Annotated in this window: 15 protein-coding genes; 2 read left to right on the forward strand and 13 right to left on the reverse strand. The window is 44.2% G+C overall.

Features of this window, described 5'->3' with window-relative positions:
- Positions 1–50: 50 nt before the first annotated feature.
- Genes HF888_RS05005 through HF888_RS05025 form a run of 5 tightly spaced genes read right to left on the reverse strand, consistent with a single transcriptional unit; the run spans position 51 to position 3,475 of the window.
- Positions 51–446 (reverse strand): hypothetical protein, encoded by a 396-nt coding sequence (locus HF888_RS05005; protein ID WP_007016238.1) that lies wholly within the window; start codon positions 444–446, stop codon positions 51–53.
- The gene (locus tag HF888_RS05010; protein ID WP_007016239.1) at positions 439–732 is read right to left on the reverse strand and encodes a hypothetical protein; all 294 of its coding nucleotides are present in this window, start codon (positions 730–732) and stop codon (positions 439–441) included. Before HF888_RS05010 ends, HF888_RS05005 begins: the two co-directional genes overlap by 8 nt.
- A 9-nt stretch (positions 733–741) precedes the next feature.
- Positions 742–1,572, reverse strand: coding sequence for a putative RNA methyltransferase (locus tag HF888_RS05015; RefSeq protein WP_007016240.1), 831 nt, complete (start codon positions 1,570–1,572; stop codon positions 742–744).
- A gap of 1 nt (position 1,573) precedes the next feature.
- A complete protein-coding gene (gene dapE, locus HF888_RS05020) occupies positions 1,574–2,719 on the reverse strand; it encodes a succinyl-diaminopimelate desuccinylase (RefSeq protein ID WP_007016241.1) in 1,146 nt (381 codons plus the stop codon).
- A gap of 9 nt (positions 2,720–2,728) precedes the next feature.
- Positions 2,729–3,475 (reverse strand): RNA methyltransferase, encoded by a 747-nt coding sequence (locus HF888_RS05025; RefSeq protein ID WP_040297360.1) that lies wholly within the window; start codon positions 3,473–3,475, stop codon positions 2,729–2,731.
- Between the two features lie 135 nt (positions 3,476–3,610).
- On the opposite strand from HF888_RS05025, the gene HF888_RS05030 reads away from it, so the two are divergent.
- Positions 3,611–4,294, forward strand: a complete 684-nt coding sequence (locus HF888_RS05030; RefSeq protein WP_165836994.1) for an acetoacetate decarboxylase family protein — start codon at positions 3,611–3,613, stop codon at positions 4,292–4,294.
- Positions 4,295–4,381: 87 nt separating this feature from the next.
- On the forward strand, positions 4,382–5,005 hold the full coding sequence (gene fabR, locus HF888_RS05035) for an HTH-type transcriptional repressor FabR (protein WP_007016244.1): 624 nt from the start codon (positions 4,382–4,384) through the stop codon (positions 5,003–5,005).
- 66 nt (positions 5,006–5,071) lie between these two features.
- On the opposite strand, the gene HF888_RS05040 is transcribed toward fabR, so the two are convergent.
- The 8 genes from HF888_RS05040 to map all read right to left on the reverse strand — a co-directional run bounded on the left by HF888_RS05040 (position 5,072) and on the right by map (position 15,539).
- Complete coding sequence (locus tag HF888_RS05040; RefSeq protein WP_007016245.1) at positions 5,072–5,713, reverse strand: vWA domain-containing protein; 642 nt, start codon at positions 5,711–5,713, stop codon at positions 5,072–5,074.
- A 3-nt stretch (positions 5,714–5,716) separates the two neighbouring features.
- Positions 5,717–7,231 carry a hypothetical protein gene (locus HF888_RS05045; RefSeq protein WP_007016246.1) on the reverse strand — a complete coding sequence of 505 codons (1,515 nt, stop codon included), beginning with the start codon at positions 7,229–7,231 and terminating at the stop codon, positions 5,717–5,719.
- A 208-nt stretch (positions 7,232–7,439) separates the two neighbouring features.
- Positions 7,440–9,074, reverse strand: coding sequence for a sensor histidine kinase (locus tag HF888_RS05050; RefSeq protein WP_007016247.1), 1,635 nt, complete (start codon positions 9,072–9,074; stop codon positions 7,440–7,442).
- 305 nt (positions 9,075–9,379) lie between these two features.
- Positions 9,380–10,393, reverse strand: a complete 1,014-nt coding sequence (gene dapD, locus HF888_RS05055) for a 2,3,4,5-tetrahydropyridine-2,6-dicarboxylate N-succinyltransferase (RefSeq protein ID WP_007016248.1) — start codon at positions 10,391–10,393, stop codon at positions 9,380–9,382.
- Between the two features lie 23 nt (positions 10,394–10,416).
- On the reverse strand, positions 10,417–10,758 hold the full coding sequence (locus HF888_RS05060; protein WP_007016249.1) for an ArsC family reductase: 342 nt from the start codon (positions 10,756–10,758) through the stop codon (positions 10,417–10,419).
- A 17-nt stretch (positions 10,759–10,775) separates the two neighbouring features.
- Complete coding sequence (gene dapC / locus HF888_RS05065; protein ID WP_007016250.1) at positions 10,776–11,966, reverse strand: succinyldiaminopimelate transaminase; 1,191 nt, start codon at positions 11,964–11,966, stop codon at positions 10,776–10,778.
- An 82-nt stretch (positions 11,967–12,048) separates the two neighbouring features.
- Entirely contained in the window at positions 12,049–14,739 is a 2,691-nt protein-coding gene (glnD, locus tag HF888_RS05070; RefSeq protein ID WP_007016251.1) for a [protein-PII] uridylyltransferase, read from the reverse strand.
- Positions 14,740–14,750: 11 nt separating this feature from the next.
- Positions 14,751–15,539, reverse strand: coding sequence for a type I methionyl aminopeptidase (map, locus tag HF888_RS05075; RefSeq protein ID WP_007016252.1), 789 nt, complete (start codon positions 15,537–15,539; stop codon positions 14,751–14,753).
- Positions 15,540–15,660: the final 121 nt, after the last annotated feature.

A 15,660-nucleotide genomic window follows, 5' to 3' on the forward strand; every position in this document is an offset into this window, starting at 1 on the left:
ATCACACAGTACGAATTGGAAAGGCTCGACGGATTCCCGTCGAGCCTTTTTTATTGTTGTTCTTGCCAATCAATGAGAGCTTCTTGTTGATTCGGAAGGATTTGCCACCATTTTGTATCAGGGCGCTGACCTTCTGACCAGCCAGAATTTGAGCATCGAATCTCTGTGTTAAGCTCATGGGATGCTGTCTGTGCACATTCTAAGTCGGTATCCCATGGGGTTGCATTGGTTTGAAACCAGATACTGCTGAATGCACCGACCGCATTACCAAAAACGGTCACTATCATGCCATCGGCTTTCCAAGTGGCACGTGCCTCAGATTTCTTTTTTACGAGTTGGGTTTGCTCAACCTCAGAAAAGCGAGTTTTCAGCCAATCACCGATTTGTTTGAACGTAATATCGAGTGCGTAGATTTCGATATCTGGATAGCGTTCTGGGTTACTCATGGTCTGTGTTTTTATCCTTAGAGACTGGCCGTGATGGTTTGTTGAATAAATTAAACCAGCGGTAATAAGTTAAAGCGAAATAGGCGAATAGGGCAACTACGAATCCAAATGCAACCAGTGCCAGTGCGGCTAAATAGGACAAACTATGCCAAACACCTATAAGTTCTGCGCTGTAATAGAATAGGGCGATACCACTATAAAACAGGCCTAGCCCAGCCAAAAACAGCATAAGTGAGAGCTGAGTTTGATGGGCAAATTGATATAGTTTTTGTTTAAACCATTTCATGGCATTTTGCTATAGAGCCTTGGGTTTGAATAAGTCCACATTGACATGGACTCGTAACGAAATACAACGCTGTTCTTTCAGCTGTTCTTGAGTTTCAACACTTGAACGCCAGACATGAGGCGTCATAGCAAGTAGGTGCTGAATATCAGTCTGGGGGAGTTCAATGCTGAAGTCCAGTTGTTGACGTCTCTCGTGGTCAAAATAGGGCGACATAATGGTTTCTACGTCGAGTGCATTGAATCTAGGATTATCATATATGGCTTGTTTCAACTCCATAAGATGATATTGACCGCTTGATACAATAATCACTAACCCTTGCTCGTTACAGAGACGGTGCAATGATTCAGGCATGATTCGATTAAATATATTAAGCACGAGGTGCTGGCTATGGTCACTGAAGGGCGCGCTCTTACCGTTGGCAACGAGCCAATTGATAGCACTATCGCGTTTACAAGCTGACTTAATTGCGTCTTTGCTGATATCTAAACCAAACAAGTCATGGCCTATTTGATGATCACTCAGTACATTATGTAAACGTTCAGTGTAATAGCCCTCGCCACAACCCAGATCCAAGACTTGGATCTGTGATTCTTGCCATAAATAATCAATCACTTGTTGGTTTATACAATCACTGATGCTTTGATAATGCCCAGCATCTAAGAAAGCACGGCGAGCTTTTACCATTTCCACGCCATCGCCCGGTTGTTTGCTTTTCTTGTTAGGGTTGAGCAATAGATTAAAGTAGCCTTGCTTCGCTTGATCAAAGCTATGACCTTGCTCACAGCGAAGGCTGCGCTGCTCCTTTTGCAGCGCGGTCTGACAAACAGGACAAATGAGCATATTAGGCGTTTTTATCCGTTAATAGGTTTTCAAGGATGCGCTCATAAACCAAGCTTAATTGCTCAAGGTCGTGAATGCTAACGTGTTCATTTACCTGATGAATCGTTGCATTGATGGGACCAAGTTCAACGACTTGCGCACCGGTCGGAGCGATAAAGCGACCATCGCTGGTACCGCCAGCGGTGGATAATTCAGTTTCTATATCCGTGACGTGCTTTATTGCTTCAACTGCAGCATCGACTAATGAGCCATGGTCCGTTAGGAAGGGTTCGCCACTAAGGTTCCATTCAATTTCGTAGTCTAAGCCATGCTTATCTAAAATTGCTTGTGTGCGGTATTTAAGATCATCTGCAGTGAGCTCAGTGGAGAAACGGAAGTTAAATACGATTTCTACTACGCCAGGAATGACATTAGTGGCTCCGGTTCCACCTTGAATGTTACTGATTTGAAAACTGGTTGCAGGGAAAAAGTCATTACCTTGATCCCATTCTTCTTGCGCTAATTCTGCCAATGCAGGTGCCGCTAAATGAATTGGGTTTTTGGCCAAATGTGGATAGGCCACATGACCTTGTTTGCCTTTGACTTTCATCACCGCGCCCAGAGAACCACGGCGTCCGTTTTTAATTACATCACCGCAACGTTTTGTACTTGAAGGCTCACCCACAATGCACATGTCGATCTTTTCGTTACGTTCTTCTAATGTTTTGATGACTTTGCGAGTACCGTTTTTTGCTGGGCCTTCTTCATCACTGGTAATCAAGTAAGCGATAGAGCCTTTGTGATCGGGATGGTTTTTTACGAAACGTTCTGTCGCTGCTAAAAACGCCGCGATAGAGCCTTTCATATCCGCTGCACCACGGCCATATAGCATGCCGTCTTTGATGGTGGCGTCGAATGGCGGATGCTGCCAATTGCTTTCCGGTCCAGTGGGAACCACATCAGTATGTCCTGCGAAACACACTAACGGACCTTCAGTGCCTTTGCGTGCCCACAAATTTTTAACTTCTTCGAACTGCATTGTTTCACATTCAAAACCCAAGGGTTCAAGGATGTCACACATCATTGGCTGACATTCTGCATCGTCTGGCGTGACTGAGGCTTGTTCAATCAGGGCGATGGATAAGGCAAGGGTGCGGCTATCGCTCATGGTGTTCTCTTAATGATGGTTTGATTCGTTTGATTGGCGTTCGAGTAGCTTATCGATACTACTTAATACGCCTCTAAGCATGTTTAGTTCAATTTTTTCTGGGCGCGCTCGGTTAAATAAGCGTTTGAATCGCAACATGGCTTGCCCTGGGTGCGCTTTAATAATAAAACCTGCACGGGTCAGTGTATTTTCCAAATGACTATAGAATTTATTCAGCTCCGCTACTTGCGGATACTCTTTACTTTCGATTGACGGTTGTGAGCGTTGAGCCATAAACAATTCATAGCATACGACTTGCACTGCTTGAGCCACGTTGAGTACTGGATAGTCAGGGTTACCTGGTATATCCATATGAAATTGGGCCAAGCGTAATTCTTCATTGTTTAAACCCATGCGCTCTGGACCAAACATAATAGCAACTTTACCTTGGGGAATTTCGTCGTTGATGTGCGCAGCGGCTTCTCGTACCTCTTTGATGGGCCAAGGGTGACTGCGGCTACGCGCACTTGTTGCAAAGACCAATTGGCAGTCTTCGATAGCGACATCAATGGAATTCACCACTCGTGCTGATTCGAGCAAATCGGTTGCACCTGCTGCCATTGACGTAGCTTGCTCGCTTGGGTAATCCACAGGGTCCACTAAAACCAGGTCGCTTAGGCCCATGTTTTTCATTGCTCTTGCAGCAGCGCCTATGTTGCCAGGGTGCCAAGTACGGACCATGACGATGCGAATGTTACTTAAAGAAGAGTGGCTCATACCGTTTAAAATCAGGCAAAATCGAGGGCGCAATGCTACCACAAGCGTATAAACAGCGCTATTTGTCCCTATACCTCACCATGTGTTATTGATATAAATGTCAGTAAATAACAATAAATCAAAATGGAAGATGCTATGACTTCAATCGCTCCTGCTCCGTGGTCCCTAGAAGGTTCGGGGTATATTTTGCTTTGTCGCTTTTCCGAAGAGTTTATTAAAAACCATGCTCATATGGATCCGCGCTTACTAAGGGCCTTCAATGGGGGGCTGGGTACACTCATGCTGGTGGATTATCAGCAAAGTAATGTGGGGCCGTATCAAGAGCTATTGCTGATCCCTGGGCGGCTTAGGTTAGATAGACGCGGCTATTTTCACATACCACAGATTTATGTTTCCAGTCAGGATTCAATCGATAATGGTCGTAAGAATTGGGGGATTCCCAAGCGATTGGCAACATTCAAAATGGAACAAAAAGCCGGTTACGAAGAGATCATAGTGACCTCACAAGAGGGCAGTAAAGGTCGCTTTCAGTTCAAACCCAAGGGGCCTAGGGTTCCATTTACAACGGCGTTGTTGCCCAAAGCATTTAAACGACTAATACAGTTTGATGATGCTGATCGCTGCTTGTTAACGCAGATTTCAGGAAGTGGGAAAATGCAATGGCTTAAGGTGCAAGACATAAATATTGAGGCGTCCTTAATGGCGCCTGTAAGCAAGCAGCATGTTTTGGCTGCGATAAAGGTGCCTGATTTTAAGCTTTGTTTCCCTACCGCCGAAGAATTGGATAAGCAGCAATTGGCATTGTCGGTGACTGACTAATCCCTGACTCGTGCAGTTTATGACTGCGTAAGTACTAGGTTTTTATGTTTAGCAGGGTACAATGTCAGTCTAGAAAAAGGATTACTCATGAGTACCCGTGCAGAACAAAAGTTAAAAACTCGGCAGTCAATTATCGACGCCGCTCTTGATTTGAGTAAAGACAAAGGCTTCCCCGCGTTAAGTCTGCGAGAGGTGACTCGACAAGCTGGAATCGCACCTGCGACCTTCTATCGGCATTTTGTTGATATGGAGGACTTAGGCTTGGCTCTGGTTGATCAAGTTAGCTTAATCTTGCGTCAATTAATGCGTCAAGCACGTCAACGCGTGAAAATTAAAGGTTCGGTTGTAAATACCTCTGTTGAGACCTTTATGGAGTTCGTGGAAAATTACCCTAATTTGATTCGGTTACTGAATACGGATATTGCATCTGGTCCAAAACCGTTTCGGGAATCTATTATTCGTGAGACACGTCGCTTTGCAGAAGAGCTAACGGATGATCTCAATAGCAAGGAGCAGCGTGATCGCCAGCCTCTCGCTCATGTTCCCGAGTTAGCAGAAATGATGGTGCTACTGGTGTTTAACCAAGGAGTAGCAGCATTAGAAATGGATACGGAACAGCGCAAGCAATTGATTAAAAAGCTCAACTTAGAACTTAGGATGTTACTAGCTGGAAGTCACGCTCTTTATTTGAAAATCCACGGCAAGAAGTAACATAAGCGCTTATAAAAAAGCAGCCCTTCCATCACTGAAAGGGCTGCTTTTTTTATGCATACAGTCTTATTGCTGCAAACTCAGTGCTGCCTGGCGTTCAAGATCATTAATGATGCGCCACTGGCCACCTGCATCTTCGATGCGATTCTGCCAATTGCTCATTCGGTTCATATACTGCTGAGGATCTTGGTTGTCACTACGTAACTTAGTCACGTTCAATGCAATCACATTAAAGTCATTCAGGCTTAAATTGACATCCCGACTGTAGCCCTTTGGCAGGTCTTCTTGAAGATCACTAAAGATAAGGATGTTCTTTTGGGCACTGCCGACTTCATTTAAATACTCGGTGGCCATGAGCATGCCTCCGGTTATATCTGTATAGGCGCTGCTCTCCACTTCATCAATAAAATCCGCAATTTGTTGAGCAAACTGGCGTTTTTGTTCATTGGCTTTACTGGGTCGTAAATCAAAAGTGACTTTCGCAATAATATCTTTTTCACTGAAACTAGCGCTATCAATACGGCCAACAGCAAAGCTATCACCTGGATTCAGCTCAGCCAAATAATAATGAATAATTTGCTGAGCCTTTTTAAGCTCCTTTGTATATGTCCCTGATGTGTCCAATAACAAATAGAGCCCAGTAGTAGGTGCTTGTTGCGTACAAGCACTGAGAAATAAAAGTGTGATAATTAAAAGCAATGGCTTCATTGATTAGGCCTCTTGTTTTAATGATTTAGGCTTGTCGGAATCACTTTCTAACAAGGTGTTCGCGTCAGGTGAAACGATAGTGTCAGAGACATCCGGTGAATTGTTTTTCTTTACAGATCTTGGGCGACTTTCAATCAAGTGTTCAATCCAGATTGGTAGAAAACAACTGATGTCATAAACTTGTTTAATCGCGTCACTAAAGTGCTTAAATGCCAAGGCTAAACTTCTCAATATAGTGCTGAAAAACACACAGACTTGTACCGTGAGAGTGCCCAATACGTGACGACCTGTATGAATAAAACTTTCAAATGGAATGGCGACGAACATCAAAATCAATGGCAATACAAAGCCAAGAATCATCTGTCCTATCATAGGAATAGCACTTGTTTCTTGAGTTGCTTGTGCTGCAGCACCTTCTTCGCCGCCGACTAAAAAGTTCGCCAGCATAGCCTTATCTTCCACCATTATCTCTCGCATGTAAGCAAGGCCTGCTTCCACAAAACAAAGGGACAATAAAAATACCATGCATACGGTTGCCCATATCATACGTTTTTTATCTTCCATGAAATGAATGACAGGAAATAAACGTGTAATTCCGACTGCTTCCATAAAGAAGAGGCCCACAGTTATTTCCAGCATAATGATAACGGCGGCGCCTATATCAGCGACATCATAACCTGCAACTTGGCTTGTGGCAGGCATAAGTTCAGACATGGGAAGAGCAATTAGGTTGTAGTTCACGAAAGCACCAAAGCCAGCGATTACCATGACGACCACGCTGATAAAAAACTGAGTGCTTGTGGATGCTTTTAGTATTTGTAGCGCATGGTCTGTGCCTTTATTGAGCTGCTCGAATCGCTCTACTTGAGTATCAATTTTGTTGGCATAATCATTTAGACTTTCCCAGTTTCTTTCAACGTTGCCCAGTTTACTCAGCACATCGCGCCAGTGTTGCATGGCAGACTTGAGGATGCCATGACGCTTACTGACATCTTCGCGATAGCGCGTCATGACTTCTTTTTGCTGCGTATGAAATGCTTCATAAATGGACTGCAAGAGTTTGCCAACAACAGCATCGTTTTTGGTGCTGTCTTTTAGTTTCGCGATGGCCTCTACTGCTTCTGTCCACTCAGGCATAGGTGGTGGAACGTCTGAGGTTTCTTTTAGCTTGTCTTCCATGTGTGCGATGTTTTGTTGGATATCTCTTTGCACTTCTGGATAACGACCAAGGTCTTTGGCAACCATGTCGCTGAGTCTAACGAATTGGCGTTCCAACTCACGCTTGGCTTGTTGCTTGCCATAGTCCAGCAAGACTTCTTTGTTTCTATGTCGCACAACTCGAGCGGTATTCAGCAAGGCCCGGCTAAGTAGTTTGAGATTAGTGATAACAAGCCGAGTTAGGTTATCCAGCAGCTGATGAACGCTATGACGGATAAAGTACAGAACCAGCATGGCTCCTAATACAACTAGGATCCAGCTCAGGACAGGCTGGCCTGGTATAAGATTGGCTATGGACATGGTGAGAAATCCTTATTATTGCTCTGGCGATACTATGCCTGATTATAAGACAAGGAACTGTGATGTCTTCTACAGCACATCTGTTATCAGTCTAGTCTCGTTTTGCCAAATTGCTTAAGTGGCTGAAATAAAAAGAGAAATAAACGCCCACGCATTTTTGTTGTGGGCGAAACTGTGAACCAGTTGGAATTCACAAATGGTTCGATACTCAGGCACTGGCTGCTTGTCGCTGCCGGTCTCTAAGGTCGAATGCTTCTTTTTTCTCTAGGTGACGCTCTACTTGTTCCACTGTCGGGAAAGTGATTCGGAATCGAGCCCCTTCTTGGCTAGCTACATAATCGAGCCGTGCCATATTCATTTCGCAGAATTGCTTAGCTAAGTACAAACCTAGCCCTGATTTATTGTCTTCGGAGGAGTAAAACGGTTCAAAAATGTGGTCGAGATCATCAAGGCCGACCCCATAGCCATTGTCTTGAATTTCAATAATACCTTGCTTGCTCACCTTATTACGACCCACTAGGACAGTGACTTTGGCAAATTGCGAATTTTTTTGTTGGGCATAATACGCTGCGTTTTCGATAAGATTGGTAACGGCCTGTTTTAGCTGAGATGCATCCATGAAAACAGGCATTTCTGAGCGACTGACTTTGAGTTCAATTCTTGCGCCATTCAGAACACTAGAAGAGAGCGATTGTACAGTTTGTGCGGCCCAAGAGCCTAAGGGTTGTTTGGTAAATTCCGTCGCTTTTGTATTACTTAGACTCTGAACATTGTTGATGATACGTTCGATATGCTGAGCATGCCCTTTAATCTCATTTTGGTATCGCTCATCACTATGTTTTTGGCTAATGGCCTTAGCAATTTTGAAAATCCCCTGCATTGGATATTTAATTTCGCGAACAATGCTGCCTGCAAGTTTACCTAGGCTTACTTGCTTTAAACGTTGTGCTTGCTGATATACAACATTGGTATCTTCAATAAAAATGACTGTACCACGCTCAGTGCCGGGCATGAGAGGCGCGAACATAGGTTGTACTTTCGCTGTGGTCGGGCCGGCTTTAAAGGTGTTTGGTTTGTATTTGGGGAATTTCTTATATTCGTTGAGGCTATGTTGTAATTTATCTGGTAATACCCGTACTGGTCCAGGGAAGCCGAGAAGTCTTTGCGCTGCGACGTTTTGAAATATGATGTTTTCTTGCTCGTCCAATACTAACACCCCTGTATCAAGGCGTTTTAATACCAGCTTGGTTAGCTGTTCCATACTGAGTAGGCTGTCTGCTTGCTGTCGGTTGATATCTACAGAAAGGTGCAAGCGCTTTACTAATGCTTGAATCACAAATGCGGTTACAAAAAAGATGATTCCCTGTACACCAGCATTCACGTAATTAAAGGAAGCTCCCTCGATATAAAAACGATGCTCGACAAATATTAAACAGATGGCTGCCCAAGCACTGATTAATAGGCCTTTTTGTCCACTTAAAAGGGCATTTCCAACGGCCACGCCTACGATCATTAGATAACTTAAACTGGTTGCCGAGCCACTTGAATAAATGAGCGCTCCGATCAGCGTAATGTCCAGAAGAAAAAAGGCTAATAAATGGTCGTAATGAGCTTGCCCTGAGCTAAACGCCAATACCAAAAAAACAATGGTTAAAGAGGCATGTAGAGAAAGAATCATTGGGTAAACTTTAGGATCGTTTTGTCCCAAAAAGCCCATGTCGATTTCCATGAAATAAAGAGTAACGAGAGTCAGCGTGATGATGACGCTATAAACACTGAAGTACTTAAGGATGCGCAATCGATCCAGAGGGAGGAATGGTTTATCGAGGATGTCCTGTTCCATGGATGAAACTCTCTGTTTGTTATTTTGATCAGATGAAGGACATAGTAAGATTTTATCCTTAAAAATGGAACTTAGTTCTCACTTCGGTAATTTGAGACTTGTATAAAAAAGTATAAGCATGAATTCGACTTGGTGCGGTGTTGTGAACCTCATCACAAAAAAATGTATCAGAGTGCACTAAATAGGGGAGAGGAAACGGTTTTATATGCTGGAAAGTTTTTATTTAATAAATTTATATAGCTAAAAGGTCTACAAAGAATGCGTTTGAGCTTCTTAGTAGACCTAGTAGATTGCAACTAAAGCGATTAGTTGTTGGCGTGAAGCTCGTGGTTCAGCTCAATCGCTGTTTTGTTGGTCACACATTCAACCGCACCACTTAAAGAATTGCGACGGAATAGTAAGTCAGACTTGCCGGCAAGATCACGTGCTTTAACTACTTCGGCTACGTTTTTGTCTTCGTCTAGTACGTTCACTTTTGTGCCCGCAGTTACGTAAAGACCTGATTCAACGGTGCAGCGATCGCCTAGCGGAATACCAATACCTGCATTGGCACCTAATAAGCAGTTCTCGCCAACAGAAATAATGATGTTGCCACCACCGGATAGAGTGCCCATTGTCGAACAGCCACCGCCTAGGTCAGAACCTTCGCCAACGAATACGCCAGCAGAAATACGACCTTCGATCATGGAGGTGCCGCCAGTACCTGCATTAAAGTTAATGAAACCTTCATGCATTACCGTTGTACCTTCACCCACATATGCACCCAGACGTACGCGTGATGTGTCAGCGATACGTACACCATTTGGTACCACGTAATCTGTCATTTTCGGGAATTTATCAACGCTATTTACCTCAAGTAGCTCGCCATTTAAGCGGGCTTCCAATTGCGCGTCGGCTAGTTCTTCAAGGTCGATAGCACCTTTATTGGTCCAAGCTACGTTAGGTAGAAGACCAAAAATACCCGCTAGATTAATGCCATGGGGCTTAACTAAGCGGTGGGAAATTAATTGAAGCTTTAGGTAAACCTCTGGTGTGCTTGATGCTTGCTCATCACTTTCAAGTACAACCAGCACAATAGGCTTTTTACTTTGGCTCAGCTTATTGGCGATTTCAGCTTGATCTGATGGTAGCGATTTGGCTAGTTCTGAAGCTTGTGCGCTTGATAATTGAATCGCTTGGTTGCCACCTTGATAGCCTACCGTTTTGGCAGCTTCTACAAGATCCTTGCTTGGCTGATAGACAGGCTTTTGATAAAACACTTCAAGCCATTCATTGTTTTTGTTTTGTGTACCCACACCAAGGGCAAATGCAAGTGCCATAGTTGTATCCTTATTTAGAAAGATTATTGAGTGAAACTTTGATAGTCGTTGGCTTTGAAGCCAACCATATATTGCCCGTTATGCTCTAGTACAGGGCGTTTGATAATACTGGGGTTTTCAAGCATTAGCTGCTTGGCAAGACTTTCATCTAAGCTATTTTTGGTGACATCGTCTAGCTGTCGCCACGTGGTACCGCGTTTGTTAATTAAAATCGAATAATCGATGTTTTTTAATAGTGTTTCAGCCAGTTCAGCGTCAATACCTTGTTTTTTGAAGTCATGGAATTCAAATTCAATGCCTGCGTCTTGCAACCACTTTTGCGCTTTTTTAATCGTGTCGCAGTTTTTAATGCCATACATTTTCATAGTAAAACTCCTCACGCTTAAAGCGATTCAATCAAGTTGCGGATGCGTTTCGCTGCTTCAACACATTCATGGGTTTCTGCAACTAACGCCATGCGAATTCTATTTTGTCCCGGGTTAATGCCATCGACAGTTCTTGATAGATAAGAGCCAGGCAGTACAGTGACTTGGTGTTCTGCAAATAAACGCTGAGCAAATTCTTCTTCATTTATAGGGGTTTTAGCCCAAAGATAAAAACTCGCATCGCTTTGCTGCACATCCATGACGGGCTGTAAAATGTCTAACACTGCCGAAAATTTCTCGGTATAGAGACAACGATTTTCTTCTACGTGCTTTTCATCTTGCCATGCGCTGATGCTAGCAAGTTGATTGGGAATGCTCATGGCACAGCCATGGTAGGTACGGTATTGAAAGTAGGGCTTTAATAGTGTTGCATCACCTGCGATAAAACCACTGCGCAAACCTGGTAAATTTGAACGCTTGCTTAGGCTATGAAACACGACGCAGCGTTGATAGTCATGGCGACCCATTTCGGCGCAAACTTCTAATAAGCCCACAGGTGGCTTGGCAGACTCCACATAGATTTCGCTATAGCATTCATCACTGGCGATAATGAAATCATGTTGATCGGCTAAGCGAATGAGTTTTTTAAGTGTGTCTTGATCATGAACGGCCCCGGTAGGGTTCCCAGGAGAGCAAATAAACAGAATCTGAGTACGCTGCCATATTTCTTCACTGACTTTGTCGAAGTCAGGTAAAAAACTATTTTCTTCTAGGCACGGTAAGTAATGTGGTTCAGCGCCAGCCAGATAGGTGGCCCCTTCGTATATTTGATAAAAAGGATTGGGACAAACCACGAGGGCGTTATCTTTGCCTTCTACCATGGCTTGTGTGAAGGAGAAAATGGCTTCACGGGTGCCGTTCACAGGTAGAACTTGTGTTTCGATGTCGAGGCTGCTTAGAGAAAAGCGTTGCTTGGCCCAATCGCTAATGGTCTGTCGTAATTCAGGCAAGCCTTTTGTTGTTGGATAATTGGCTAGCTTACCTAAGTTTTGCGCCATGGTATCCAAAACAAATTTTGGGCTTTCATGCTTAGGTTCACCAATTGATAGGGCAATATGAGGTAAATCGCAATTGATTTTTGCAGCGGCTTTGAGTGCTGTTAGCTTTTCAAAAGGGTAGGGCTGCAATTGCTTCAAATTGGGATTCATAACCGCTTCTCTTGTAAATTGAGGAGCGGATTATAGAGGAGAGCGGGCTAAATTTGTACCTTTGAGCTTTTTTGTTATCAGCTCAAAGGCTTGCTTGAAGCTCCAGTTGATCGCTCAATGCGTTGACTACAGCCTGTTGTAATTCCATACAAAACTCAGGGTCACTAATTGGATCGCCATTGGCATCGGTAATGTAAAAAATATCATCGATACGCTCTACCTCGGTCATGATCTTTGCGGTCTCTAGAGATAGGTTGTAATCCATAAACAACTTCCCCATGCGTGCTAAGAGGCCAGGACGATCGGGGGCAATTACCTCTAGCAGAGTACGTTTGCTGTAAGGATCATTGCTAATGAACGCCGTAGGTTCAAATTCAAACTGCTTAAGTTGTCTTGAGGTGCGGCGCTGAATTAAATTCGGGAAGGATTCCGGATTTGATAAAGCTTCCTCCAATGTGCTTTGAATTTTTTCCAGTCGCAGGGGATCAGTAATCGAGTCGCCATTCTCATCCAAGACGACATACGTGTCCAAAGCATTATTGTTGGCAGAAGTAATAATGCGGGCATCCTGAATATTTAAATGAAGTTGATCTAGTGCGGCTGTCATTGCCGCAAATAGATGGGGTTGATCTTTCATGTAGATGAATATTTGTGTCGCACCTTCAAAAGCTAAGTCACTGGTTTCTCCAATGAGTACGAGTGGTTTATCGCTGTCACCATGTTTGAATAGCGCTAGTGCATGCCATACCAGCGTATCGACATTTTCACGAAGGAAATATTCATCGCCTGGATCATTCCACATGGTGTGGACGTCCTGTTCGTTGTAACCGTATTCGGCAAGACGTTCGATTACTTCTTGCTGTGTTTCTTGTACCCAAGCATCTTTATCAATGGGAGTATCTAAACCCCGGCGCAAGACGCGCTGAGTTTCGCGGAACAAGTGTCGCATTTGTTCGGCACGCCAACCGGTCCAGAGTTTTTTATTGGTGCTGTAAATATCGGCGGTACTGAAAACGAACAGATGCTCTAAATGACGGCGATCGAGCATTTGCGTAGCAAAGTGATGTAGGGCGTCTGGATCGGCAAAATCAATACGCTGACTGTTTTGTGAAAAGACTAAGTGATTTGCCACTAGCCAAACTACGAGGTCCGTATCTTTTTGGCTCAAGCCATGCTTAATGCAGAATTGCTCTGCTATTTCGGCGCCCGTTACCTCGTGATCTCCTGGTAATGCTTTTCCCACATCATGCAGTAGAGCAGCTAGGTACAAAATTTCTTTTTTAGGAATACTGTGAATGACTTTGCTAGCCAACGGGAATAGTTCTTTGGCTTTGCCATGACGCAATTGGCGCATAAACAATATGGCACGTAAACTGTGTTGATCTATGGTGTAGCTGTGAAATAAGTCGTATTCCATGTGTCCAATGATGGCACCAAACTCAGGAATATAGGCACCTAAAACACCATAACGCAACATTCGATCTAGCTCGCGGCCTACATTGTGCTTGCAACGAATAATTGCCATGAATGTACGTATATTATCTGGGTCGCTACGGAATGCCTCGTCAATATCGTGGCGGTGATCACGAATACTGCGAATCGTGTTGGCCCTTACGCCTTTTAAGTTGGTATCAGCGGCCATGTGATAAAACACTTCTAGAATCGCGTTTGGATAATCTTCAAATAGTTTCGCATCACGAATTTCTAGATAGCCATTACGCTTCTGAAAGTGCTGATTCACTACCTCAATCTCTTCAGGTAGCTGGCTATCAATTAAAAGCTCTTTAAAGAGCAGCATGAGAAGATCATTTAATTCTGAAAGGGCCAATGCGTATCGATAATATTGATGCATCATGGCTTCTACTGCGAGCTTATCATCTTGGTCTTCAAAACCTAATATATCAGCAATTTCCTTTTGATAATCAAACAGTAGCTGATCTTCTTCGCGGCCTGTGACCATGTGCAGTGCATAGCGTAGCTGCCATAAGAATTCTCGACAACGCAGTAACATGCTGTACTCAAAGTCTGTCAGAATACCGTGGCTGAATAGATTCTCTAGTTCTTTATTGCCAAAGTGTCGCTGCAGCACCCAAACCACGGTGTGAATATCGCGTAAACCGCCTTGGCTTTTCTTAAGATTTGGCTCGAGATTATTGTCCGTGTCATGGTGCTTGTCATGACGTTCCATTTGTTCTTGCCATTTGGCTAAGAAAAATTCTCCCACTGGCCAAATGTGTTTTGGTCCAGTCAATGCGGTCATCGTGGTGCGCAAACTGTCCGGTCCCGCTAATGTTCGGGTTTCCATCAGATTGGTAACAATGGTCAAGTCTTTTTCAGCTTCGTTTTGGCAATCTGCGATGGTGCGTACACCGTGGCCTACATCCAATTTAATGTCCCACATGAATGTAATGAAGCCTTGCATCGCATCACTGTGCTCACTGAAAGCGGATTCATCTTCACTCAGCAGGAGAATGTCGATATCGGAGTGGGGGTGAAGCTCACCACGGCCATAGCCGCCAACCGCCAATAACGCGATGTTATTGGCATCGTGAGGGAAATAGAGTGTCCAAGCAGCCTGTAATAGCTGATCCATGAATAATGCACGGGCTTGAACTAGGGTATTGGCATCCAAAGTGGCTCGAAAATGCTCATGCATAATCGATTGCGCATGTTTGATTGCTTCCTTGAATAATGGAATAGGTGGTTTGCCCGAATCTAACTCTCGGACAAACGCATCATAGTCAAAGATCTGCAAATCAAGTTCAGACACCATGTTGGAATCTCTTAGGCTTCCCAAGGAAAGACTTCTTCCTTGCGGCGGGTAAGTACCTCAACGCCATCAGCAGTCACTAAGCAAGTATGCTCCCATTGAGCACTCAACTTGCGGTCTTTTGTCACGACCGTCCAATGATCACCTAAAAGTTTTGATGCAGCCTTACCTTGGTTGATCATAGGCTCGATGGTGAAGCACATGCCTTCTACTAGCTCCATTCCAGTTCCGGGTTTGCCGTAATGCATCACCTGAGGTTCCTCGTGGAAGCCAGCGCCAATACCGTGTCCGCAGTATTCACGAACCACGCTGTAGTAGTTGGATTCTGCGTGTTGCTGGATAACATGGCCAATGTCGCCCAAGCGGGCACCTGGCTTCACTAATGCGATACCCTTGTACATACACTCTTGAGTTACCTCGACCAAGCGCTTGTCAGCAGGTTTCGGCTCGCCTACGAAGAACATTTTACTGGTATCGCCGTGATAGCCATCTTTGATTACGGTCACATCGATATTGACGCTATCGCCTTTCTTCAAAACCTTGTCTTCACTTGGAATACCGTGGCAAATGACGTGATTCACAGAGGTACAGATAGATTTAGGGAACGGCGGATTACCATAGTTTAGTGGCGCAGGTATGGCATCTTGCTGATTAACGATGTACTCGTGGCAGATGCGATCAAGCTCTCCAGTGGTGACGCCAGGTTTGACGTGTTCGCCGATCATTTCTAGCACTTCAGCAGCCAAGCGGCCTGCGACGCGCATTTTTTCGATTTCTTCAGGTGTTTTAATGGTTACTGACATGGTTTCTCAATGGTCATAAAACTTTAATTGCAGCATTGTACGCTGTTACGCGTCATAGATGAATAATGTCGTGCGCCTTTAGCTCTTGTTGGCTTAAAACCTTCCCTTTTGGGGGTGAAAT

It is taken from the genome of Bermanella marisrubri, from assembly GCF_012295615.1.
GTDB classification, from domain to species: Bacteria; Pseudomonadota; Gammaproteobacteria; order Pseudomonadales; family Oceanobacteraceae; genus Bermanella; species Bermanella marisrubri.

Excerpts from the sequence above, each read along its gene's own strand:
- HF888_RS05015 (WP_007016240.1), bottom strand. The coding sequence starts at position 1,572 with ATGCTCATTTGTCCTGTTTGTCAGACCGCGCTGCAAAAGGAGCAGCGC.
- dapC (WP_007016250.1), bottom strand. The coding sequence starts at position 11,966 with ATGAATCCCAATTTGAAGCAATTGCAGCCCTACCCTTTTGAAAAGCTA.
- HF888_RS05010 (WP_007016239.1), bottom strand. The coding sequence starts at position 732 with ATGAAATGGTTTAAACAAAAACTATATCAATTTGCCCATCAAACTCAG.
- HF888_RS05060 (WP_007016249.1), bottom strand. The coding sequence starts at position 10,758 with ATGAAAATGTATGGCATTAAAAACTGCGACACGATTAAAAAAGCGCAA.
- fabR (WP_007016244.1), top strand. The coding sequence starts at position 4,382 with ATGAGTACCCGTGCAGAACAAAAGTTAAAAACTCGGCAGTCAATTATC.
- glnD (WP_007016251.1), bottom strand. The coding sequence starts at position 14,739 with ATGGTGTCTGAACTTGATTTGCAGATCTTTGACTATGATGCGTTTGTC.
- HF888_RS05050 (WP_007016247.1), bottom strand. The coding sequence starts at position 9,074 with ATGGAACAGGACATCCTCGATAAACCATTCCTCCCTCTGGATCGATTG.
- map (WP_007016252.1), bottom strand. The coding sequence starts at position 15,539 with ATGTCAGTAACCATTAAAACACCTGAAGAAATCGAAAAAATGCGCGTC.
- HF888_RS05030 (WP_165836994.1), top strand. The coding sequence starts at position 3,611 with ATGACTTCAATCGCTCCTGCTCCGTGGTCCCTAGAAGGTTCGGGGTAT.
- HF888_RS05025 (WP_040297360.1), bottom strand. The coding sequence starts at position 3,475 with ATGAGCCACTCTTCTTTAAGTAACATTCGCATCGTCATGGTCCGTACT.
- dapE (WP_007016241.1), bottom strand. The coding sequence starts at position 2,719 with ATGAGCGATAGCCGCACCCTTGCCTTATCCATCGCCCTGATTGAACAA.
- HF888_RS05045 (WP_007016246.1), bottom strand. The coding sequence starts at position 7,231 with ATGTCCATAGCCAATCTTATACCAGGCCAGCCTGTCCTGAGCTGGATC.
- HF888_RS05005 (WP_007016238.1), bottom strand. The coding sequence starts at position 446 with ATGAGTAACCCAGAACGCTATCCAGATATCGAAATCTACGCACTCGAT.
- HF888_RS05040 (WP_007016245.1), bottom strand. The coding sequence starts at position 5,713 with ATGAAGCCATTGCTTTTAATTATCACACTTTTATTTCTCAGTGCTTGT.
- dapD (WP_007016248.1), bottom strand. The coding sequence starts at position 10,393 with ATGGCACTTGCATTTGCCCTTGGTGTGGGTACACAAAACAAAAACAAT.